The sequence below is a fragment of the Thermogemmatispora onikobensis genome, assembly GCF_001748285.1.
GTDB lineage: Bacteria > Chloroflexota > Ktedonobacteria > Ktedonobacterales > Ktedonobacteraceae > Thermogemmatispora > Thermogemmatispora onikobensis.
Genome location: NZ_BDGT01000006.1, coordinates 35,806 through 57,424 on the forward strand (window position 1 = coordinate 35,806; position 21,619 = coordinate 57,424).

Below are 21,619 nucleotides of genomic sequence, written 5' to 3' on the forward strand. Positions count from 1 at the left end.
GGCCTCGCCGCGCCTGGACGAGCCTGCGTGCAGGTCCCTCGAGCCAGTAGCCGTGGCCAGTGGCTTCCTTGTCCCTGACTGGCGACCGCTCAGTCAAGGTCGTCCTGCAGCGTGCCCCAGGGCGTGCGCGGGGTCTCTTCGATTCCCTGGGGGCGAACGACCAGCAGCGGCAGGCGGGTCCGTTCCAGCACCCGCTCGGTCACGCTCCCCAGGAGCCAGCGATTCAGGCCCTCTCTGCCGTGGGTCGACATGGCCAGCAGATCACAGCCGCCGGGCAGAGGCGTGTCTACAAGGTCCTGGCCGTGCTCTACGACATCGAGAATCGTCTGCGCCACATCAGAGCCAACATGCACCGACCAGGTCAGCTCAAGCTGCAGGCCAGAGACCTTTGGGGCCACCAGCCCGGCGCGGATCTGCTCCACGGTGTGAGCCAGATAGCGGCGGGCCCGCGCCAGTCGTCGCTCGCGCTCACGTCTGGCAGCCTCATCCTCCGCCTCTTCGTCGACCTCCACGACAGCCAGCAGGTGCAGGGCAGCTGGCGCCGGTGTGGCCAGGGCGTGCACCTGCGCCGCGGCGGGTTCCAGGGCAGCCTTAGCGTGGACAGACCCATCGAGCGGTACCACGGCCCGAAGAGGGCGTTCATAGCCTGGTTGCGGACCGGCCAGCATCTCGCCGTGAGAACGGAGCACCAGGACAGGGAGAGATGCGTGACGGATCAGCTTGAGCGCCACGCTCCCCAGCGCCCAGCGCTGCAGACCGCGGTAGCCATGACTGCAGAGCACCAGGAGGTCGGCGCTGACCTCTGGCACGAGACGCAGCAGCTGATCCGCGGGGAGCCCCGACCGCACAATTTTTTCTGTGGGCACATCGTGGAGAACCGGCAGAGCGGCGACGCGCTGCAGATAGGCCTCTGCCGCTTCGGTGGCGCTCTCCAGCCATGAGCGCATCGTCGCTGGATCAAGCGCGGTTGGGGCCCAGAGCAGTGCGGTACCAGGCTGCACGATGCGCGCCAGAATCAGGCGGCCTCTGCTGGCGCGTGCCAGCCGGGCTGCCAACGGGAGGGCCTGCTCGGCGCGCGGCGAGCCATCCAGCGGGACAAGAATACGTTGAAACATCCATGACCTCCTGTTTCTCACATGGAGCTGCTGAGCAGAGGCCAGCTCGCTCAACTCAGCACATCACCTTTTACCGGCAGTATGGCAGGACGGGCACACCGTCTGCTCTCAACGGAGCGAGCTGGACTCACAGCACGATCACAGCGCTTTCCGGCTGGTGATGGTTGCGCTTTACCTTTGTCTTGAAAGGCGAAGAGAGGTGCTCGGCGCCAGGACGCTAACTGTGAGGAGAGCGTGACCTGTTCCTTGGCGCACAGACCCGAGCAGCGTGTTATAGTTGTCTTACAAAGAGAGAAAGAGGCCCGGCTCGCTCGCAGCTCAGCCGGACGAGAGAGAGTGTGGCTCTTTCGTTCGTTGTCGCTCGCGCGCTGGCTCGAGTGTCTCTGGAACAGGCAGCAAGGCAAGAGAAGAAAGGAGACTGTCGTGAGTCAGGCCGCTACTCAGCAGCAGCGTCTCCCGGAGCCTGCCCACTCCCGGACCACTGTGACTCGCCCTCGTGTTCAGCTGGGATTGCGCACCCGTTGCATCCTTTATGGGGTGCTGGCCGCCGCCGTCTTGACCGGCCTGATCGCCCTTGGGTCGCGCGGCTTTCACTGGTTCGATGCGGCACTGATCGGCTACGTTGTGGCCACGATCTTCGCGGTGGCCGCCGTGACCTACAAATACAGCTTCTGGCTGGCTCGTCCCCCAACCGGACGCTATTGGAGGCGCAGCTGGCGGCTCTTTTTCTCCTATGAGAACTTCAGGCGCTACACGGCGCTCATTCCTCTGGCGATTCTTGACCTATTCTCTCAACAATTTATCCGCCGCCGTGGCCTCTATCGCTGGATCATGCACCAATGCATCTTCTGGGGCGTACTGCTGTCTTGCTGTATCACCTTCCCCCTGACCTTCGGCTGGATTCGCATGACGCTGACGCCGGCAGGCGAGCACCTGCTCTGGTTCTTCGGCTTCCCCCTCTTTGCTTTCCGCCCTGAGTCGGTCCTTGGATTCCTTATTTATCACGCGCTCGATATCACTGCCCTGCTGCTGCTCGTCGGGCTGGTGCTGGCCTTCCATCGCCGCTTCCACGATCTGGCGCTCATCAGTATCCAGCGCTTCGGCTTCGACATTGTGCCCCTGGCGCTGCTGCTGGCCATTGTGGTCAGCGGGCTGGCTCTGACGGCTGATAGCGCCGGGCAGGGGGAGCCATTAGGGCGTAGCGTTCCTTCTGTACCTGGTGAGGCTGGTTGTGATCAGGGACATAATAACGTCATTGAGAAGGCGAGCGGGGAAGTTAACGACAATCGTGTTGTGCTCCTGCGCAAGGGTAGCCATGTCCGGCGGGGAAATCGCGTTTGGACTGGCGTAGATGATGAGGGCCACGCCCCTGGTATGCGATCTGGCCTCCAGAATCGCTGGCAATTGCTGGCTCCAATCCTTCCAGGAGACGAGGAACAGATGAGCATCCCAGGCACGGTGGCGCATCCTCAGATCGGAGACCTCAATGATATCATGCTCCTTAAAGTAGCCTGAGCTGGTGAGCATGGCCTTAAGGACACTCAGTTCGCCGTTGCTGTTGGCAAAGATGGCGATACTCCTCCTCTGCAGGCCGCGTCCGAGACGGTAAAGGATGAGCAGGGTCCCTGTGAGCAGCGAGTAGATGATGCCGCACAGGGCAATGAGGCCGGGCAGAGCCAGAATTCTTCCAATCCAGTCATAGACATTCAATAGCGTCTCCATACGTTGCTATCACCTCAACCTGTTTTTCGTAGTATACGTTATACGATATCAGATCTCTATCAGGGTAGGGCAGAGACGATGGGTATTTCTTGATCAAGCCCCCGAAGGGGATACCATAGCGGGCCAGCATATGTAACCAGTTCGCAGGCGGCGCACGTCACAGGGATGAGCGACAAGAACGATGGTGCGAGGCCCGAGGCTGAAGCAGCCACCGGCGTGGAGCCACGCTACTTTCCTTTCTAGCTGGATTGGCGTAGACAATGCTGCAGTTGATTCTGTTTCTTTCGTGGCTTTCAGGGCCTGGGAGCGGGGCTGCTAACGGCACTGACGTCAACGCTGGCAGAGATTGTTCATTGCCATTGCGACGATTACCGCGATTGTTGGGCCACTGGCAGGAGGAGCCATCACTGATCACCTTCGTGGCGCTGGATCTTTTACCTCAATCTGCCACGAGGGATACTGGCGCTGGGGCTGTATCGCTGTCTGGGTCCCCGCCAGGATCGCGGTCCGCTCGCCGCAGGCCTGGGGCTAGGCTGGGTTGCGTCGCCTCGACCTGCTGGGATCTCTGAGCGTGGCGGCAGAGACAACCTGCCTGTTGCTCGGACGAGCTGGGGAGGAGAGACCTCCCTCTGGACCTCTGTTCAGGTGGTGGGACTGCTGGTCGCCTCCGATCTGCTCTGCGTGCTCTTCTTCCTGGTGGACTGGCCTTCTCCGCATCAGTCCCATGCCCTTCAGCCTCGGGCTCCCACAGGAAGACGATGAGACCGGCAAGCAGACCACCAGCGGTCGTCACGAGCGGCAGCAGCCAGGGACGCGGTGCCGCCCAAAGAGGAATCCTGGCAGTGCTTCCTTCTCCTGACGGATCAGAGGCCTGATACCCCACGAGCCAGCCAAGAACAACAGCGCTTACAAGGTGAATAGCCCGGAAAAAGGCTATGGCCCTAAAACCTGCTACCAGGACAATAGCTGTTTAGAAAGACATAATAAGCTCTCCGTGCGCGTGAACGAAATCAACTACAACTACAATGAGCCCCTCCTCTCACCAGCAACCTTGCGCGGCCTGGGTGTTCCTCTTGCCCTGGTCGCGCTGGAAAACTGCTCCAGGAACGCCGACCTCACCAGAGAACCGAGATTTTTCTGCGTTCATCACTGCGTCCATCAGTACCCCTCGCTTCATTTCACGGTGCTACGGTCATCCTGGCGCGTTCTCTACGAGCGATTTTTGTCTTCGCGAAGACAATTCGAGGGATTGACCCCCAAATCTCCCTCTTCACTCTGACTTCGAGGGCGGCTTATCATCCTCCACCGATTCACTCCCCTCCGTCAATTGCTTCAGATCCGCCTCCATTCGTTTCCTCACCAGATCAAACAACTCTTCATAACTCCGCCCGCTCTGCCGGGCCAGCTCCTCTAACAGGAAGGCCGGGGGATCGTCAAGGGCATTCCGTTCGGCAGCGATGAAAGGACGTGCCCAGTACGCGCATGGAGAGCCTGGCTCGCCTCGGCGGGAATTGTGGACGGCCAGGCGTTCCGTGCGGTCGGGCGCTGCACCCAGCCGCAGATAGGCACGTCAATTTCCGACCGGACGATTGCCAACATTGTCAAGAGCCGTGTGAAGGCTGCGGGGTTCGACCCGGAGAGGTTTTCCGGGCATTCACTGCGCTCCGTCCTCATCACTGCATCCGCCAAAGCAGGAGTGCCCGAACGGATAATCATGAAACAGAGCGGCCACAAGCATTTACCCACCCTGCGCGGCTATATCCGCGAGGGATCGCTATTTACTGAGAACGCGGCGGCGAAGGTGGGGCTGTAGATTAGCCTGGCAGAGGCGGTAACCGGCCCTGGCGGCGCGATGGCCGAGGGGTATTGAGCGGCGCTGGCGATCCTTGCGCCTCTACCCCTCCGGTTATGCCATGAGCATACCGAGCAGGAAGAAGCGGCGTACTTTCCAAGCGGTCAGGGCGGGTCTGGAACATAAGATTTTCAGCCGGGCGTTTCCTGAACTGATGCTCTGTGGCTGTGAGATAGCGCTGGTTAAGAAGCGCTGCTATTTCCGATTGCAGTGTTTCCAGCCGGACATTGGCATCCGCCCCTATGCCGTGTACGGTAGCGATAACGCCCCATATTCCTTCTTGCCGTAGCGCCTCGTTGACCGCCCGCTGTGCAAGAAGCGCCTGGCGGGTCACAGATGGTTGACCGCTCACGAGCTGAATATGATATTCACTCCTCTCAGGGTGTTCTGCCATCCCCGACCGCTTCATCTCTATAGCTAGCCTCCTGGCTTCCTGCTGTACTTGCATCAGGGTATCAGGTCGTTTACCTGTATCCGAAGCGGTCTCTATGACGGAGATCTTTCCATACCTGTCAGCAAATACCTGCTGTATCATGTCGCTGGCCCATAGCCTCAGTCGGCTTTTTGGATTCATAATGAAGAATATGGGCATGGCAGACATCAGGGGATTTATCGAAAGAATTTTTAAGCGCGATCGAAAGGTCAAGGAATGGGTTGCCAGATGGTTCCTTGCCTTTGCGTCTTACCTGGTCAGCGAAATCCGCCTTCACCCAGGTGATTTTACCCCCCCACCATTTTCGGGAGATTTCTCAGATAGTTAAGCGTCACCGGGTGCTCATGGCCTGTGTCGGCGAAAACCGCCTGGAATCCATCCCGACCGAACTCCCGGCTCGCCCAGCAGTAAACCGCCGTCGAATCTTTGCCCCCAGACACTGAAACAACCCGGAGTGTCTCCATACCCTTCAAGAAAATAATTGAGGCAGGCCCGAAAGGGCCTGCCCTCTGGCTCCTGCAAAAAAACGCTTTCCGCGCTTATATGCTACCGATTCTTCGCAGTCTGTCAACTCTCCAGGAACACTCAGGAGCTTGAGCGTCAGGACGTTTAGGTATCTAGACGTCCAGGCGCTCAGATGCCGGACACCTGCCCCAGACGGTCAGCAGCGTCCAGATGGCACAGAATTCCTCCTGCTGCATCTCAGCTACAGCCAACTGGTAGAGTTGCTCCACTTCCTCTTTACCCACCACACCCATCCTTATAAGGAAAGGTTTGATCTGGTTCAGGCCGACCAGGTAGTCTTTGAAGACGGGGTAGTACGCTTCTGTTCCCATCGACCACTCAATGGCGCTCGCGCGAAGGCGCACATCCATAAAGCCGGCCTGGCGCACCAGACGCGGCAGCACTGGGGTAATGCCAATGTGGCGGCCATCGGGCGAGAAACTTTGGCCAGCGCGTTTGAGCGCCTGAGAACCAAGCTCCATCAGCCGTTCAAATGCCGGGCTGGTACTAAGTGGTGGTTCTGTCTCTGTCAGCCGGATGACACCGCCAGGTTTGAGAAGACGCCGGCATTCGGCCAGTAGTTTTGGCCAGGCACCGGGTAGCATGAAAGCGCACATCAGCCGCCCATTGATCAGGTCGAAGGAGGCATCAGGAAAGTCAAGGGGCTGCATGACGTTCATTACCTGGAAATGGGCGTTCTCCAGGCCGCGCGACCACGCCTGAGTGCGGGCATGGTCAATAACCTGCGGGCTGATATCAACACCAATAATCTCAGATTTGGGGTAGGCAAAAGCCATCTCCAGCACCCAGCCGCCAGGGCCGCAGGCCAGATCAAGCACCCGGCTCCGCTCTGGCAGCTCCACCTCCTTTTCAGGGAGCACCCCCCCCATGCTGTCGGTGAGCAGCCGGTCCTGTTGCATCAGGCGGGCCAGTTCTGCTACATCCTCGGCGTTGAACACATAGGTGTTCTGTCCATCTCCTGGATCTGGCATCGTATACTCCTTTTCTAAAGTTGAAGATAGGGAAACAGCCTTGTGCAGTTCTTCATTGCCCTCCACCTGCAGAACGATGACAAACGGCCCCGTGCCAAAGATCAATCGCTATACGGCTTCCCATACGGCTCCGGCCTCAAGAGGAGGCAGAATCGTCCCCGGCCCCGGATCGCCGCCACCTGACAGCCAGAGCCAGGGAAGCCGGTAGCGCTGGCAATAAGCCAGCAGCTCTCGTCGAAGCGTTGCCAGTGTTGCGCTATCGACGCAGAGCCAGAAGAGCACCGGTGTATCCTGGCGCGGCTGCGCAGCCAGGATCTCTAACGCTTCCAGTAGTTCACGCGGCAACATAGATTCACTCACCATATGATACGCTCTTCGCCATCAGGCAGCAACGGCAACTGGCCTGCCTGCTCTGCCTGCAACACCTGCCTGATGATGGACGAGTGGTCCAGAAAAAGCGGCGGAAGGCGATCCAGGTCGACCATTTCCAGGGCCACCACACTGCTGCCTGGACGGGCTGCCTTCTGCAGCCTATCCAGGTCGGCCTCGATCACATAAACAAGCGAAAGCATTTGGGCTTTCCCTGCTCCATCGTCTCCTTGCAGGAAACGCGGATCGCGATCCGGGGCATGCAATCCAAAGAGGCCCGCCAGCTTCCAACTTTTAATACCTGCATCCATCATGTCGATGATTCCCAGCTCCTCGCAAAAGGCGCGGCGGAACCCCATTGCCCCAGTTTCATTCCATTGAAGTTTCTCTCCCACAAGCGCGAGCACTTTCTCATTTTCGCGCCGGATGAGCGCAATACGGCTTCGCCCCTCATCCACCAGCATCAGGTCAACAGCTACTGCCCAGCGGGCATCATGCTTTCGTATCGGCATACCGTTCCTCTCTTTCCAGTGCAGCTCTTCCTCCCCCGGTTTGCTGCCGTTCCAGCAAGCGGGCCAGTTGCTCTCGCGCAGCCGCCGGACACCGATCCCAGGGGACACGCGCTAGCAGTTCCTGAGAGGAGCATCCCATAGCCCTGAGCGCCAACCGGGCGCGGCTTAATCTCTGGTAGACGCGGCTTCGGCTTCTTCCCAGGGCCTGGGCAATCCTGCTGGCCTCCCAGCCCTGTGATTTGAGTAGCAGCACCAGCCAGTCCGTTTCCTTGAGCCAGTCTAGCCGCCAGGGGACGTCTGTCGTTTCCATGATTCTGGACTTCTCCTCTCTTATGGTTTCTGCGCCCAAACAGCCACTCCGCCGCAGCCAGTGCCGTAGTGTTCCCATTCGGCGGGCAGCGCCGCCAATGTTTCCTGGACTTTCTCCAAGGGAACCTGGTTAACGCTGGCCAGAGCAGGGGCCACGCTCTGTAGGGAGGCAAGCAGATCTTTGCGAAAGAAAAGAATGCTCTGGGAACGGCAGGCCATTGAGCAAATCAGCCTCGATGGCCTGGCACGTTGCCGGGAGTGGCCGCAGGAGCGAGAGATCTTTGTCAAGGGCGATGAGCCGGGCCTGGCGCCAGCGGCGGGCGGCCTCGCGCAGCCAGATGCCGGTACCGCTGCCGACGTCGAGGATGGCCTGCGGGTGCTGCACGGGGGCGAGGAAGTGGGTGCCGAGCAGTTGGCGCAGGGCGAAGTGTTGCAGGTCGAGGCGGTTCTGCTCATCCCGCGTACGCGGCAGGACATAGGTTTCCTCAACGCCTGGAGCAGTAGTGCCGGATACGCGGGACGAGCCGCCAAATAAGCGGCCAAGCCAGTTTATCATGGCTGCTTCACCTCCCTGCCACAGCGGACAGGCGGAGGGCTAGGCGTGCGTGTTGCAGGCTGCCGGGAAGCAGTATGGTTATTGTGCTGCTGAATCTGCCCATCAACCGGGTTCACCTGCAACCCGCGCTCGCCTGCTTTCAGTGGTAACGGCTGCAGTGATGTGGCCATAAGCGCCTTCCTTTCTTTCAGGTCGTTGATCTCCAGCAATGAAGAATGGTGCCAGCACGAGCTGCCATGCTTGTGCCGCAGGAAGCAGATCAAGATGGGCCAGAGCAGTTTCGATGCTGTTCCACGCCTCCCGCACCACTTCCTCGGCTTGCGCCAGCGCTGGAGCTATGTTCAATTTGCTTCAGTCTGTTGAGGGCCTCCCGGAGGAAGGCTCTGGCAGCATACTCGTCCTGATAGCATGTGCTAAGAGTACCGACCAGAGCCTCTTGTATGCTGGTCTGCGAGCCAGAGCGGCTGAACTCTGATGGTGATGACATCGCCATATCTCTCCATGTAATAGAGTCACTCAGAGTATCTGCTAACCCGACGTATGTTTTCTCGAAGATTTCTGAAAGGTTTCTCGAAGTAAATGGATAAAGCGGCGGAAGGCGCTCCAGGTAACAGCGCCCTGTGGCAGTGAGGAGAAGTATGCAGAGGCTGATTGAGTGTGCTGGTGGGAAATTGTTCAGCGTAGGCCAGAGCAGGTAGAGGGCCGGCTCTTGTGGTCTACAACGGGGGGCGCGGCATGACACAGCATATCACTCATGCCGCGCTGCCCTTGCTACGGGTCTGACTTGAGTGCACATGCCTGGCCATGCCGCGCCTTGCGCTTCCTCAGACGGTCCTGGCTGTAAAGAGGTCCTCCATCTCCTTGATCGGTCGCTCGGCAGACCAGGGATGTCCGGTTCGCACCTGCTGGTAGATCGCTCTGGCCTCCCTGCGCAGGCTGACGCTCCCCAGGCGGTTGGCGAGGTGTATACTCTCCCCCAGAGATGCGCTGAAAGCATCCAGATCCTGCTGTATGAGGGCTGTTCTGGCCATATCCAGCTCAATCTCAGCCAGCAGGCGAGGCGGAGTGGCGGCTTTCACGCGGGATGATTGCTCGAAGGCTTTCCGGGCCTGGGGGATATGGGGACGACCCCGCTCAGCAAGATGAAGGTGAACACGCCCCGTCCACATGATCACATTGTCCTCCTCAAAGCGGAAGTCCGGCAAGCGCTCGCCATCTGCCCTTCTGGAGAAGAGATTCTGCGCCTGCCCGACCAGTCGCAGGGCTGTTTGTGGCTGGCCGAGGCGGGCCTCCAGTGCCGCCTGGAGAAAAAGTGTGCCACTTTGCAGCAGCGGCGGGCACTGATCGAGGATCACGAGCGCGGGTTGCAGATGAGTTCGCATCTGCTCAATCTGGCCGCTGTAGTAATAGGCCAGGGCCAGATCGCGCACCGCCATTACCCGCACGCTTGGGTCATCGCTGAGAGCAGCCAACCGCACGGCTTCCAGGCTCAAGCGGTGTTTGGCCTGCGGATCACCCCGGTGAGTCTCTATACAACCTGCCATGCGTTTCCCCTCAGCAGCAAGGCGGGCAGCGGCTGGCCGATATGAAGAACTGCCCGTATATGCCAGTTGCTCCAGCACTGGCAGGTAGCAAGAGAGGGCCGCATGAGCTTTGTCCAGACCATCGCTATTCATGAGATGGTTGCAGGCTGCATTAGCCGCCGCGCATAGCGGCAGAAACTCTTCCGCCGGTGGAAGTGCGCGGCTGGTCAGCGCCGCCAAAGGCAGGGCAGCGATCGCTGCCAGCGCCTGCCGCCGAGACAGGTGATGTTCATTGTTGGATAAAGGCATCTCTAATTCCTCCTGCAGCCGCCGCCGTACACCGGTCCAGCTTTCCTCGTCGCCCGCACGCTGTACAACTAACGCCAGGCAGACGTGGCTGCCAACGGTAGGCTGTTCAGCGACCGCCACCGCTGTGGGATTCGCCAGCGACCGCGAGATCGGTACCGCAAGTGTATATTGACATCGTAGCATATGGTCAGGCCGTTCCACCAGTCCGAGCTGTTTCCAGGGGACGACCTTGATCCCTTCTTCCTCTGCCCTCCGCGCTATCTCCTGATAACATTTCCTCGCTTCCCGCTCGCCACCCTCCTCCATCAACAGTCTGAGCCACTCCCGCAGACTGTCTTCATCCCCAGGGTCCCCCTCCACCAGCATCCGGTACTGTTCCCTTGCCTGCCACCACTTCCCCTGCTGCATGTAAGCCTGTGCGAGCCAGCGCCCACTTTGCCGTTTCATGCGCTCCACCTCTGCACGGAGCGCATGCACCCATGTGCCATCCTCCTCTTCCAGTAGCTCGCCCCTTCCCAGAATCTCTTGTGCCTCCTCCAGCAGTGGCACCGCCTCCTCTACGATAAGCGGTCCTCTTCTCCCCACCTGGCGCATGATATCCCGCACAGCATCCAGGTCGGTCCAAATCCGCTCCTGTCCTGCCAGGGCGTATCCGCCGTCCACAGATTTGATCAAGTCTTTCCCGATGACACTGCGGAGCCGGTTCATCGCAGTATAGATGCGCTCATTACTGCTTTCTCCCCAGAGATCATCCTCCAAAATGCTGCGGGTCAAACGCCTGCCACGCGCGACCAGGAGCCGTGCAAAGACTTTGCGTGCTGTGCGATCGTAGTGCCACTCCTTGCGGCCCACCTCTCGCCAGTCAATCCCCTCGCGTTTCCAGATCTGGAATGCTCCAAAGAGCCAGACCTGTATCCGCAGTTGCGCTGAAGAAAGCCGATCCAGTTCCATCATTTCCTCCCTTTGCCGAAGGGCACCATTAGTTCTCTTGGGGACTAACGATCTCAAGAAATATGCCTCTTCATCATTATATCCAAGCTGATGATTTTCCTCAAGAAACAGGCGGCAGAGGTCCCCGGCTATATGGTATAGTAATCAAGAGAGAACGGGTGAGACAGACTGGCGGATAAGCTCTTCGCGCTGGGCACGGCCCTCCGCCTCGATCTCTTCCAGGCGCTTTCGCCCATCCTCCCGAATTTGCTTAATCCGCGCCGCTGATTCCACCTCTGCCCGCTTCTTTGCCTCCTCCACTTCCTTGAGCTGTTTACGCAGTGCACGCAACTCGGGGTCCTCTCTCCGAAAAAGCCATATGATTTTGCTCCTCATGGTGTTTGCTTCACAGGGGTACGCCAGTGGACAAGTCTGCTGTTCCGCTGCTCTCACGGCCCGGACGGCCACGGTCGCTGGCCTCCGGCTGGTGACACCGTTCCCTGCCTTCTGAGCCGGGTGGCCTCGCTGCCCGGGCCACGATGATTCCGGTTCAGTGGTACTCTGGTGCCTCCTCCAATTGTGAGCTGCTCCTCCAGAAAGGGTGGAGAGCGATTCTCAGGCGTTCCAGCACTGGACTGAACAGCTCGAGTCTTTCGGAGTGTTCACCCTGGTCACACGGGCTAACGAGAGTTTGAACGGGCTGTGGAAGCAGAGCTATCGCAGGAGGGACGTGCTCAAGCCAGGCAGTTTTCAAGCAAGGTGGCTCGGGGGAGGTCCCTTGCCACCCACTGTCCGTGCCCTGAGCAAGTGCAGAAGGTGTCCAAGAGGATTCTGCGTTATCTTGAGACAGAGAGCGCGTACCGGTCGTGAGGCCGGGTGTTCCCCTGTCCTTCCGCCTTGTCATCACGTCGTGCTGATGCGAGAAGAGCGCGTCCTGGCGGGTTTTCAACGCCTGCTGGTTGGACGCTGGATGGTTCACCCTGGTGAAGAACGAGAGTCGTTGCGAGGACCAGACAAGTGCTGCACGCTTCAGTTGAGCAATCGCCGGGAGGCAGATGCCACGCCTGAAATGGTGCCTCCCGACTGGCCACAAGGTTGCGTCTGTGGGCAGTCCTCTCCTCTCCTGGACTCCCTGGATGCTCCGACCAGCGGCAGCCCTCAGTCTGGAGGGGCCACCACTTCCATCAGCACCCCTTCGCTGCTCCCCAGCTCGTTGGCGTCTGGGGGCCTGCTTTGAGAATCGCCTCCACGTGGTTTGCTGCGAGGGCACGATGAGAGAGCAGGCGCAGGGCGCGCCACCTGTCAGCTTTTCTCCTGCGAGTTGCTCCGAAGAAGGATATCATCGCGCGCATGGCAGCACGTGTGCCGTGCTGATGGGTGAGCAGCGGAGGCACAGCCAGGCTGGCTGCTGATCGCTGTGTCTTCATACTCCTGGCCTCTTGTGCTGCACCTGCTTGCCGACGTCCGCTCTCGACCCCACCTGGTGCATCTCCAGGACCCCGTGCTGTGGCCTCGGCCCGGTCCTTCCCGCCTGGCTCCCAGACGCTTCCTGCCTGGCTCCCAGGAGATTCCCAGGGCGCTCCCGTTGTCCTGGGGGTCCAGTGCGCTAGACTGTCCCATGAGTGCGGCTGGCCCTCCGATGCCCAACCTCACCGATGAGATGGAGGAAGGGAAGGCTGCTCTTGGAGAGGAGGAAGCCACCCGCGACAAGGAGTCTTGCGCTGGCCCTTCTGACGGGCAGGCTGAGAAGCTGCTCCTCCGCTGTCAAGCCAGCAAGAAAGGAGAACTATCTGATGACAGGCGAACCACCTGGCGCTTCTGCAGGGCAGTCCTCTGGCCCGTTGCACCAGGCCGATCAACATGGGGAGCGACCCCTGTCGCCGACCCCCACTGCGAGCCCACGGCCTGTCGACGCCAGTGATAGGCGTGACCCGGCTGCTATGAGCGATCCTGTGGACCCGTTCACCTCCTTCGTCCTCCAGGAGGGGGCTGCTCCCGATCTGGAGACAGAGGTGGACCATGAAAGCTGGAGCGATGCCTTTCCGCTCCCGTTTCAACTCTCTGAGCCGCTCCCTGCTCTGGCCTCCGAGCAGACGGCCCCGGCGGGGGCGCCAGGAGCAGGGAGAGCGCCGTCTTCATCCCGTCCAGGAAGCCCGTCTCCAGGAGGTACGCGCTGGCGGATGTGGCTCAAGCCTGGTCTGATCAGCGTTGTCGTCGTCCTGACAGTGGGGTTTCTAGGGTTCACTCTGCTTGCTCCCGCTGCCTCGCCCCATCCACCGGCGACGCACGCAACGACGGTTGCGCAGCAGCGCTCTACTCCTGGAGGAGCCACACCCGGGACCCGTCGTGGCTCGTCGCCGGTGGCTACGGCTCCTCCGTCCCGGCTCCCTCCTCAGGCGCTCTCGCCGACGGCGACTGGCGCCAGCGACCCGGGCAACTGGATACCGGTTTCCCTCCCCACTGGGTGGACCAGTGCGGGGCTGACGCTGGGGGATGCGCTGTTTGCTGAACGGACGGCTGTCACGTTTACGGATCGCGAGATGAGCCTGGATTATCGCTCTGTCGGGACTCGCGCCCAACATGGAGGAACGCTGACAGCAGCAGTGTTCCTGCTCACTCCGGCGGCTCGTGAGCGGTTTCGGCAGCAAGATGTCCGGGTGACGACGAACCAGCTCTACGATCTTGTGGTAGGAGAACGCCTGATTCAGGCGGTCATCGATCCACAGCCTCGCCTGATGGCCTTTGCCGTTCGCGGGCAGCAGCAGTTTGCGTGGGTAGAGGTCACGTTTACGCTGTGGCAGTCTCTGACTGATCCCCAGACAGGCCAGTCCCAGCAGGGGCTGATGAAGGACCCGACTAGCCAACAACCGCGTGTCCATCGGATGGGCGTCCTGCTCGTGCGTGTGCCGCCTGCCAGCCAGGGAGCCAATGCGCCGATGGGGGGCACAGGCTGGCTGGTCTCCAATTATGGGCTGGACACCCCTGGCAAGGCCCTCCCTCCCCTCTTGCAACCGGCATGAAGTGGCGCCTCTCCGCTTAGCGCGGGATAGCTGCCTGACATGCCTGTCGGAATCATTCAGGCTGCCAGGCAATCCCGTGCCTGCATCGGTTTAGGATGGGCTGCCTGCCGACCGACCCGTTGAGCGAGCTGGCAGCCATAGAGGGAAGAGGTCACTTGTCGCAAGTGCCTGCTCCCTTCCCGGTAAGGAGAGAGAGAGCAGAGCAGGGCAATCGATGGTCTTTATCCGATCGATTGCTGTCTGAACGCTGCTGGCAGTGCTGCTTGCCCGGTATGTGCTACAAAGACACTCCATTCTTCTGTAATTTGTTATCATGTCATTGAATAGAGTATTCCTTGACACAACTGGGAAGCCTGTGCTACACTAAGAAGGTCGCTTGTCGTGATACAACTACAATAGGTGCCAACATTATCTTATCCTCCTTGCTGCGATTGGGGAAGGGAAGGGGAGAGAGGGGCCAGTCGTGTACCTCCCTGGAGTGTTCCCATCCGCTTGCAACAAGATCCGTCTTCCTCGGAAGAGCGCGTGCTGCCACGCAGGCCGCCTCAAGCGAAGGGCAGGATGCGAAGCGGAGCGGCTTTGATGTCGCGGCCTGGAGAGCGCAAAGCAGCGGTTTCCTCCTGTCGCTCTCCTTGCCCTGTGTGTGTGAATCATTCGTAGGCTGTTCATCTGGAACATCCAGGAGTCTCTCTGTGAAAACGCTTGCCCGTACCACGCTCCATGCGTGCCTTCGTCGGCTTGATGATCCTGTGGTCGTCGCCGATCCCTTCCCGTGGTATGCCTTCCTTCGGCGCTGCGGGCCGCTCGTTTTTGAGCCAGACGGGCACCGCTGGGTCTGTACCGGTTATCAGGAGGCCAGAGCGATTCTGGGCGACCAGAGAGGGCGTTTTGGAGCGCTGCCGGTTCGCTGGCAAGCGAGTGCCAGGGAGTGCGCGCCGGTGCAACTGCCTCCCCTGCACCAGGTGCTCAGGCTCGCTGCGCCGTTCCTGGAAGGCCCGCTTCATCGCCAGGTCCGCAGAGCGCTGCAGCCGCATTGCAGCCCCCAGATGGTCGAGCAGAGGACGGCTGCACTGCAACAGCTGATCGATGAGCAGGTGGCTGTCTTGGCGCCTGCCCCCCATGAGGCCGGCATCGATCTGCTCGCGGATTTTGCTGAGCCGCTCGCACGCGCGGCTCAGGCCCGCTTCCTGACCCTGCCCTCCGACTCGCTGGCATCCCTCTCCCGCTGGGGTGACGCTGTTCAAGCGGCTCTCGCTGGGTGGGCTGGCTACTCAACGGCTCAGGTGGAGCAACTGTCTGAATGGTTGACCGAGGCCCTGGAGTATTTCGCTCGTCTGGTCAAGGCCCGCCGGCTCCATCCTCAGCGCGACCTGGTCAGCCACCTGCTGCAGGTCCTGGGAGCGAATCGAGGCGTCCCACGCTCAGCAGAGCAAGAAGCCGGCTCTGGTGCGATCGTGGTCGCCACGCTGCTGGCCATGCTGGCCGCAGGTTCTCACGGGGTGGCTCACCTGATCGCCATGACGCTGCTGTGGCTCTGGCGAGAGCCAGCTCTGCGCGAGCAGCTTGAGCACGAGCCGGCGCTCTGGCCTGCGTTCCTCAAAGAGGTCGCGCGGCTTGACGGTCCACAACACGTCCTCGCTCGTCAGGCGCTGCAGGATGTCGTCCTGAGCAACAAACGCATCCGGCGAGGGCAGACTGTGCTGATCGTGCTGGCAGCAGCCGATCGTGATCGGTTGGTGTACGCCCCAGAGCCAGATGCCTGCAGGCTTGATCGCGACCAGAGCCATCCGCCGCTCGCTTTTGGTTGGGGACCACATGCCTGGGAGAGGACCACACGCTGCATCTGGTGCAGATGGCCGCCTCGTCATTCCTCCGGCAGTTCCCGGCAGCTCAGCTGGCCGTCTCAGAGCCAGCGCTGTGCTGGAAGAACCTGGGGGCCTCCGCCTGCTGCAGCAGGTGCCAGTCGCTCTCAGGGCTCCTGCGCCAGGTCATGTCCCCATTCAGACCAGCCCGGTGAGCAGAGAAAGGAAAGAGGGTTCTGCGAAAACGCAGCTCTGCCGGAAGCCCTATACCCTTGATCTGACACCAGATGGTTCGACGGCGGTCCTGTCGCTGGATCTGGCGCACCTGGAACACCACACGGTGCACATTGAGGTGCAGCCAGAGCAGGTCGTGGTCACCACCGGGGAAGCCGGCTACCAGGAACGCGCCATCGTGGCCCGGTCCCGAGCTGGCCAGGAGGGGTCTGCCTCACCGGTAGAGCAGCAGGTCCACCATGATGGCGTCGAGCAAGGCATCCCTCTTGAGAACGGTCAGCAGGAGAGACAGCGCTGGAGCCAGGGCGTCGGGCGCGCGTCCAGCGAGCTGGAAGCGCACCTCTGCCACCTGTTCAGCCAGATTCTCGATCGGGATCCAGGCCAGGTCGATCGAGACACCGATTTCTTTGAGGCCGGTGGCGACTCTCTCGATGTTGCCACCCTCCTGACCAGCATCCATGAGCAGTTCCAGATCGATCTTGATCCGTTCGTCGTCTTCGACCATCCAATCCTGGGGGAGCTGCTGACTATCATGGAGACGCTGGTCGTGGCCCCGCAGAGAGATGAGTCTGACATCTGCAGCCAGGCTGAGGAGGCCCCGCGATGATCTCGCTAGACCCTGCACAGTGGGTGCGCCGTCCACGGCGCCTTGACCAGCCCGCACTACGGTTGTTCTGCCTTCCCTATGCCGGTGGTGATCATACCCTGTTTCATCGCTGGCCTGATCTCTTGCCAGAGGCAGTGCGTGATCACCTGGAAATTTGTCCGATCCAGCTCCCCGGTCGTGCGCATCGGGTTCGAGAATACCCCCTATTCACCTCTATGCCCATGCTCATTAACACACTTGTCCCGCCGACTCTGGCTGCTTCTCCGCTCGCTCCCTGGCTGGATCGACCATTTGCGTTCTTTGGGGCAGGTCTCGGAGGGCTGATTGCCTTTGAACTGGCGCGGGCGCTCTCTACGCGGCATCAGTTGTCACCAGTGGCACTTTGCGTTGCGGCCTGTCGCGCACCGCATCTTCCAGGCCCCCATCCACTTGAGGGGATGGAGCACTTCTCCGATGAAGAGGTCATCGAGCACGTGCGCGCTCTGGGTGGAACTCCTGAATATGTTCTGGCCGATGTGCGGCTCCTGCCGGTGATCCTCCCCAAGCTGCGGGCCGACGCGCTGCTGGAAGCAACCTATGCCTATGTCCCGGACATTGGACTCGATTGCCCAATCACGGTCTCTGGTGGGGAACAGGATGGGTTCGTAGGCATCCCCGAACTGCTAGCCTGGCAGGCGCATACGCACAGCACGTTTCGGCTCCAGCAATTTCCCGGGGATCATTTCTTTGTACGTGATGCGCCCGCGAGAGATCGCACTCTCCTATTGGAGCAGATTGGCAGGACGTGTTGCAAGACGTGCGGACAGATATCTGCCGACGCAAGCTCTGCTCCCGTGCAGCGATGAGTGCATTGTTCGATCTGCCTGATGACTTTCCTGAGAGGTATGCAGGAGAAGAAAGAGAGCAGTACGTATGCAGATAGATGATGTGCACGCGCTGTTGACAGAGTGCGCGCAGCAAGACCTGACACACCTGGCGACCATGGTTGCTCCAGGAGCATTGACTCTGCTCCAGGTTGAACCGGAAGATTCCTTCGAGATCGTCCGAGCGGGAATCGCCCAGCAATCACAGCCGATCATCCTGGCGCTCCCCGAGCATGGTCCCGCCCTGAGTTGTGATGAGCATTTCGCGCGTCTTGCTGAGGTCCCTGCACCGCCCATTGTCGGGATCGTTGTCCCGGACAGCCGCTTGGAGGCGCTGGCTCCCCTTGCTCATCAGTATGGAATGCACCTCTTCCCTTCGCTGGAACTGGTACTGACGACTGACGCCGCGCTGCGGTCGAGGGCTGTTTTACCAGGTGGAGCATCGCAAAGCCAAAGCACGCCTGGCGTCAGGTTGACTGGGGCCTCGTCTCCTGTCGCCTTAGACCCAGATGCAGGAACTGAAACAAGCCCTTCCGGGCAATCCCCGTCTTTTCAGAATCAGAAACCGATGTCTGGGTACATGCTGGGTGCTCTCGAGCCGGAGGATGCCAGCCGGTTTCCCGTGGGGGAGACCTTGCTGCCGAAGACGATCCTGTCGCCGTCTTCAGCTCCCGGGCAGACACAGAAGCGACGCCTGCCTGACCTGGTCCCTCGTACAAAACTGGCGCTGCTCGCGCTTGTTAGCATGATCACGCTGGTGCTCTTCACGTTCCTCTGCTCGGTGCTGGTCGCTTCTCCATCGGCCACGCTGGTGGAGCCTCCAACGACTACGTTCGTAGGGACTCTGGCATTTGGCAGTAGTGGTCAACTCGATCCATTGGGTACACGGGGTCTCAACGATGTAATCACCCTCACGCTCCAACAGCTTCCCGCAGTGCCGGCGGCCAAAGCCGGGTACGCCTGGCTCCTTCCTGACCGGTCAGATGATCAGACACCGCCGCTGCTGCTGGGCACCCTCTCGTCAACGAGAGGCAGAACCGTCCTGCTGACCTATCGCAGCCCTTCTCACCAGAATCTACTCGCTCAGTATAGCCGATTCCTGGTGACCGAGGAGGATGCGGCCAATCCGCCGATCACGCCCTCTCTCGACTCGACCACCTGGCGGTTGCTTGGAGCGATCCCTGACACGCCCACGCCGGGGGACGAGCAGCACTATAGTCTCCTCTCCCACCTGCGTCATCTGCTGGCCAGCGATCCTGATCTGCAACACATTGGTCTCTCCGGAGGGCTGGCCCTCTGGCTCTCTCGCAATACGGAAAAGCTTCTGGAGTGGTCAAGTGCGGCGAGGGATGACTGGGCCTCCGGGACCCATACGGGGCTGTTGCGCCGGCAAGTGATCCGCATCCTGGACTACCTTGACGGCACCGCCTATGTTGGGCGTGATACCCCCGCTGGTACCCCGATCCTGGTTGATCCGAAGGCAGGGCGTATCGGTCTCCTGCAGATGGACCCCAACCAGGCACTCCCCAGTTATCTCGCCCATATCAGCCTGCACTTGAGTGGTCTCATCAATGCTCCTGGCCATGAGGCTTCCCAGCAGCAGATTGCCACGAGCGTAGACAGGCAGTTACAGGCCATTGCTGTCCTGATGCACCACATCCGCCAGGACGCAGTCCAGCTTGTCTCCATGAGCGATACGCAATTGCGGCAGGCAAAGGCGCTCTCATTACTGGATGAGATGCTGACCAGCGCGAATACAGCCTACGTCGGGCAGCAAGATCCAACGACTGGTCTGGTGCAGGGGGGCGTGACCTGGATTCAGGGACAGCTCCAGCGGCTGGCTGTTGTTCCCATCAGGGCAGTGACTCCTCCACAGCGCTGATCAGGCCGTGAGGTGGGGAATGACTCCGATGAACAAGGCTGGCGCCCACAGGCAGGTGGCTCTCCGCTCCCTCCGAGGACGTACGTGCCTCGGAACACGCCAACGGGGGGCGCTTTGAGGCGGTAGGCAGACAGACAGATCGTACTGGCAAGGGACGAGACGAGTGCGAGCAGTCGGCAAAGGTGTGTGAGGACGGTCGGTGACTATGGGGAAGAGTGGAGCGGAGGCAGCCGCCTCCTGCTCCTGGTCTCACTGGTGACGGAGACGAACGGCTGCAGGACGGTAGGACGGATGCAGGCAATAGCGCCGGCGTGGTCCCGCCGCACGAAGCACATAGCCCTGTCGTTCCAGGGCCTCTACCAGATGACGTGCCTGGGGATACGAGCAACATATCACCTGCTGGATGGTACGAAGGTCTACATCAGTGCCTTTTGGAAGAAGGCTCAGATAGTTGAGCAGCGCACGCGAGCGTCTGCCTGGAGGCCCAGATTTCTTCCGGAGGGGGGAGGGAGGGGGACCCGACCTCCGCAGCGCAGGAGTCTCTGCGCTGGGACGTGCTGCCTGTATGGACGCCTGGTCTGGCGCTTGCCCGAGCACAAGAGGCAGCACAGCAACACTGGTGAGCAAACCACACAGCCACCAGAATCTGGGAGCGTCCCAGGAAAAGGCCAGGGTCCCCAGCGGCGGCCCGGCTGTCTGGGCAAGGTTCCAGGTGAGATCCCAGACACCCTGGTAACGACCACGCAAGTGCGCTGGCGCCAGATCGGCGACGTAGGCGGCAGAGGCGGGGTGATGGAGGATCTCGCCCACACTCCAGAGTATCACTGTACTGGCCAGGAACACCAGGTTGGAGGCAAAGGCGACCAGCCCAAATCCCAGGGCGGTAAGCAGCCATCCTATGGCAATCAGTGGCAGCAAAGGGCATTTGCTGGTGACCTGGCTGAGAGGCAGCTCGAACACGATGACTACCAGGCCATTGAGCGAAAGCAGCGCTCCATAGACGGCGTTGGACAGACCCAGACTGTGCACCTGCAGAACAAGCGTGGACTGATGCTGGAAGTACACCATGGCCACTGCCAGGGAGCCGAGCAGGAAGAGCAGAAAACGAGGATCGTGATGAAGGGCTTCCACGAATCCGGCTCTTGTGGGTGGCTGCTGCTGAGCTGCACCACTGCTCTCAGCGGGCAAAGCGACCAGGGCCAGCACGCCGAAGATGACGGAGGAGAACGCATCTGTCAGGAAGATCAAGAAGAAGAAGGCATGGCTGGCGAAGAAGCCAGCCAGGAGCGGACCGGCAGTAAAGCCGACATTGAGGGCAAACCGGTACCAGGCGAAGGCGGGCAGGCGCTGCTCCCTCGGCACCAGCTCGGTCAACAAAGCGCTGGCCGCCGGACGATAGAGGGCAGCACAGAAGCCGGCCAGGGTCGCCAGGCCCACCAGCGCCGGCATGGCACGCGCCTGTGATAAGGCCAGGGTGGCTGCGGCGGAAGAGAACATGGCGACCACGATAGTCCACCGTCTTCCCCGGTGGTCTGCCAGAGAGCCACCGAAGAGAGCTGCGGCCATGCTGCCCAGCCCATAGGCTCCTGCAGCGAAGCCTGCTTGCGCTGTGGGGTAGCCTTGAGCCGTCAGATAGACCAGGAGAAAGACCCCGACAAAGCTGCCGAACCGGTTCACGAAGATACCGCCTACCAGAATCCAGAAGGAGGGGGGGAACGGTGCCCCTGGCACCAGGATGCCTCTTCGTCGTCGTTGCATGGTGGTGATGGCTCCTTTCTCCTTTCCTGTACGGGAGGGAGATAGCCGGGCTCTCTCTTGGGAGAAGCAGAGGCGAAACTGCTGGCTGGCTCCTCATTGGGTAGCAGAAGCCACCAACTCTCCATCTGCTGCGAAGAACATTGCCCGTGCTGACGTGTCTTGCCCCCTGAATGAAGATCGCGCAGCCTGATCGAACGCTGCTTCCCAGGTGCCCTATTCGCCTGTGGACGAGGCAGGAGGGAGGCGACGGCCATTGAAAACAGGAGCGGCCCAGGCCGCGGTTGAGGCCGGTGCCGTGTGCGAATGCGCCGAGCGGGTCAGCATGGG

Annotated in this window: 18 protein-coding genes; 8 read left to right on the top strand and 10 right to left on the bottom strand. The window is 60.7% G+C overall.

Annotated features, from left to right (window positions below; genetic code table 11):
* Positions 1–89: 89 nt before the first annotated feature.
* The gene (locus tag BGC09_RS04030) at positions 90–1,115 is read right to left on the bottom strand and encodes a universal stress protein (RefSeq protein ID WP_069802354.1); all 1,026 of its coding nucleotides are present in this window, start codon (positions 1,113–1,115) and stop codon (positions 90–92) included.
* A 423-nt stretch (positions 1,116–1,538) separates the two neighbouring features.
* Here BGC09_RS04030 and BGC09_RS04035 point away from each other — a divergent pair, with 423 nt between their 5' ends.
* Positions 1,539–2,630, top strand: coding sequence for a hypothetical protein (locus tag BGC09_RS04035; protein ID WP_069802356.1), 1,092 nt, complete (start codon positions 1,539–1,541; stop codon positions 2,628–2,630).
* Between the two features lie 1,720 nt (positions 2,631–4,350).
* A complete protein-coding gene (locus BGC09_RS04040) occupies positions 4,351–4,650 on the top strand; it encodes a tyrosine-type recombinase/integrase (RefSeq protein ID WP_069802358.1) in 300 nt (99 codons plus the stop codon).
* Between the two features lie 759 nt (positions 4,651–5,409).
* Here the strand turns inward: BGC09_RS04040 and BGC09_RS23445 are convergent.
* From BGC09_RS23445 to BGC09_RS04065, 5 genes are all read right to left on the bottom strand, one after another.
* Positions 5,410–5,586, bottom strand: a complete 177-nt coding sequence (locus tag BGC09_RS23445) for a phosphoadenosine phosphosulfate reductase domain-containing protein (protein ID WP_218103956.1) — start codon at positions 5,584–5,586, stop codon at positions 5,410–5,412.
* Positions 5,587–5,739: 153 nt separating this feature from the next.
* A complete protein-coding gene (locus BGC09_RS04050; protein ID WP_069802362.1) occupies positions 5,740–6,618 on the bottom strand; it encodes a class I SAM-dependent methyltransferase in 879 nt (292 codons plus the stop codon).
* A gap of 108 nt (positions 6,619–6,726) precedes the next feature.
* Positions 6,727–6,981, bottom strand: a complete 255-nt coding sequence (locus tag BGC09_RS04055; RefSeq protein WP_069802364.1) for a hypothetical protein — start codon at positions 6,979–6,981, stop codon at positions 6,727–6,729.
* Positions 6,975–7,499, bottom strand: a complete 525-nt coding sequence (locus BGC09_RS04060; RefSeq protein ID WP_069802366.1) for an NUDIX domain-containing protein — start codon at positions 7,497–7,499, stop codon at positions 6,975–6,977. The genes BGC09_RS04055 and BGC09_RS04060 overlap by 7 nt, the downstream gene beginning before the upstream one ends.
* Entirely contained in the window at positions 7,480–7,809 is a 330-nt protein-coding gene (locus BGC09_RS04065) for a helix-turn-helix domain-containing protein (RefSeq protein WP_069802368.1), read from the bottom strand. Before BGC09_RS04065 ends, BGC09_RS04060 begins: the two co-directional genes overlap by 20 nt.
* A gap of 180 nt (positions 7,810–7,989) precedes the next feature.
* Between BGC09_RS04065 and BGC09_RS04075 the strand changes: the two genes are divergently transcribed.
* Complete coding sequence (locus BGC09_RS04075) at positions 7,990–8,343, top strand: hypothetical protein (protein ID WP_141727626.1); 354 nt, start codon at positions 7,990–7,992, stop codon at positions 8,341–8,343.
* Positions 8,344–8,360: 17 nt separating this feature from the next.
* Here BGC09_RS04075 and BGC09_RS22730 read toward each other — a convergent pair whose 3' ends face one another.
* Complete coding sequence (locus tag BGC09_RS22730) at positions 8,361–8,534, bottom strand: hypothetical protein (RefSeq protein ID WP_176728834.1); 174 nt, start codon at positions 8,532–8,534, stop codon at positions 8,361–8,363.
* A gap of 654 nt (positions 8,535–9,188) precedes the next feature.
* Entirely contained in the window at positions 9,189–11,150 is a 1,962-nt protein-coding gene (locus BGC09_RS04080; protein ID WP_084657922.1) for an AfsR/SARP family transcriptional regulator, read from the bottom strand.
* A 1,769-nt stretch (positions 11,151–12,919) separates the two neighbouring features.
* Here BGC09_RS04080 and BGC09_RS04095 point away from each other — a divergent pair.
* The 4 genes from BGC09_RS04095 (at position 12,920) to BGC09_RS04110 (ending at position 17,634) form a co-directional block, all read left to right on the top strand.
* Positions 12,920–14,146 (top strand): hypothetical protein, encoded by a 1,227-nt coding sequence (locus BGC09_RS04095; protein ID WP_141727627.1) that lies wholly within the window; start codon positions 12,920–12,922, stop codon positions 14,144–14,146.
* Between the two features lie 692 nt (positions 14,147–14,838).
* Positions 14,839–16,224 carry a cytochrome P450 gene (locus BGC09_RS22470; protein WP_069802378.1) on the top strand — a complete coding sequence of 462 codons (1,386 nt, stop codon included), beginning with the start codon at positions 14,839–14,841 and terminating at the stop codon, positions 16,222–16,224.
* Positions 16,225–16,288: 64 nt separating this feature from the next.
* Positions 16,289–16,789 (top strand): acyl carrier protein, encoded by a 501-nt coding sequence (locus BGC09_RS22735; protein ID WP_069802379.1) that lies wholly within the window; start codon positions 16,289–16,291, stop codon positions 16,787–16,789.
* On the top strand, positions 16,786–17,634 hold the full coding sequence (locus tag BGC09_RS04110; protein WP_069802381.1) for a thioesterase II family protein: 849 nt from the start codon (positions 16,786–16,788) through the stop codon (positions 17,632–17,634). The genes BGC09_RS22735 and BGC09_RS04110 overlap by 4 nt, the downstream gene beginning before the upstream one ends.
* Positions 17,635–17,854: 220 nt before the next feature.
* Here BGC09_RS04110 and BGC09_RS22740 read toward each other — a convergent pair whose 3' ends face one another.
* Positions 17,855–18,004, bottom strand: coding sequence for a hypothetical protein (locus tag BGC09_RS22740; RefSeq protein WP_176728835.1), 150 nt, complete (start codon positions 18,002–18,004; stop codon positions 17,855–17,857).
* Positions 18,005–18,220: 216 nt separating this feature from the next.
* Here BGC09_RS22740 and BGC09_RS04115 point away from each other — a divergent pair, with 216 nt between their 5' ends.
* Entirely contained in the window at positions 18,221–19,534 is a 1,314-nt protein-coding gene (locus tag BGC09_RS04115; RefSeq protein ID WP_141727629.1) for a hypothetical protein, read from the top strand.
* A 249-nt stretch (positions 19,535–19,783) separates the two neighbouring features.
* Here BGC09_RS04115 and BGC09_RS04120 read toward each other — a convergent pair whose 3' ends face one another.
* Positions 19,784–21,292, bottom strand: a complete 1,509-nt coding sequence (locus tag BGC09_RS04120; RefSeq protein WP_069802385.1) for an MDR family MFS transporter — start codon at positions 21,290–21,292, stop codon at positions 19,784–19,786.
* Between the last annotated feature and the right edge of the window lie 327 nt (positions 21,293–21,619).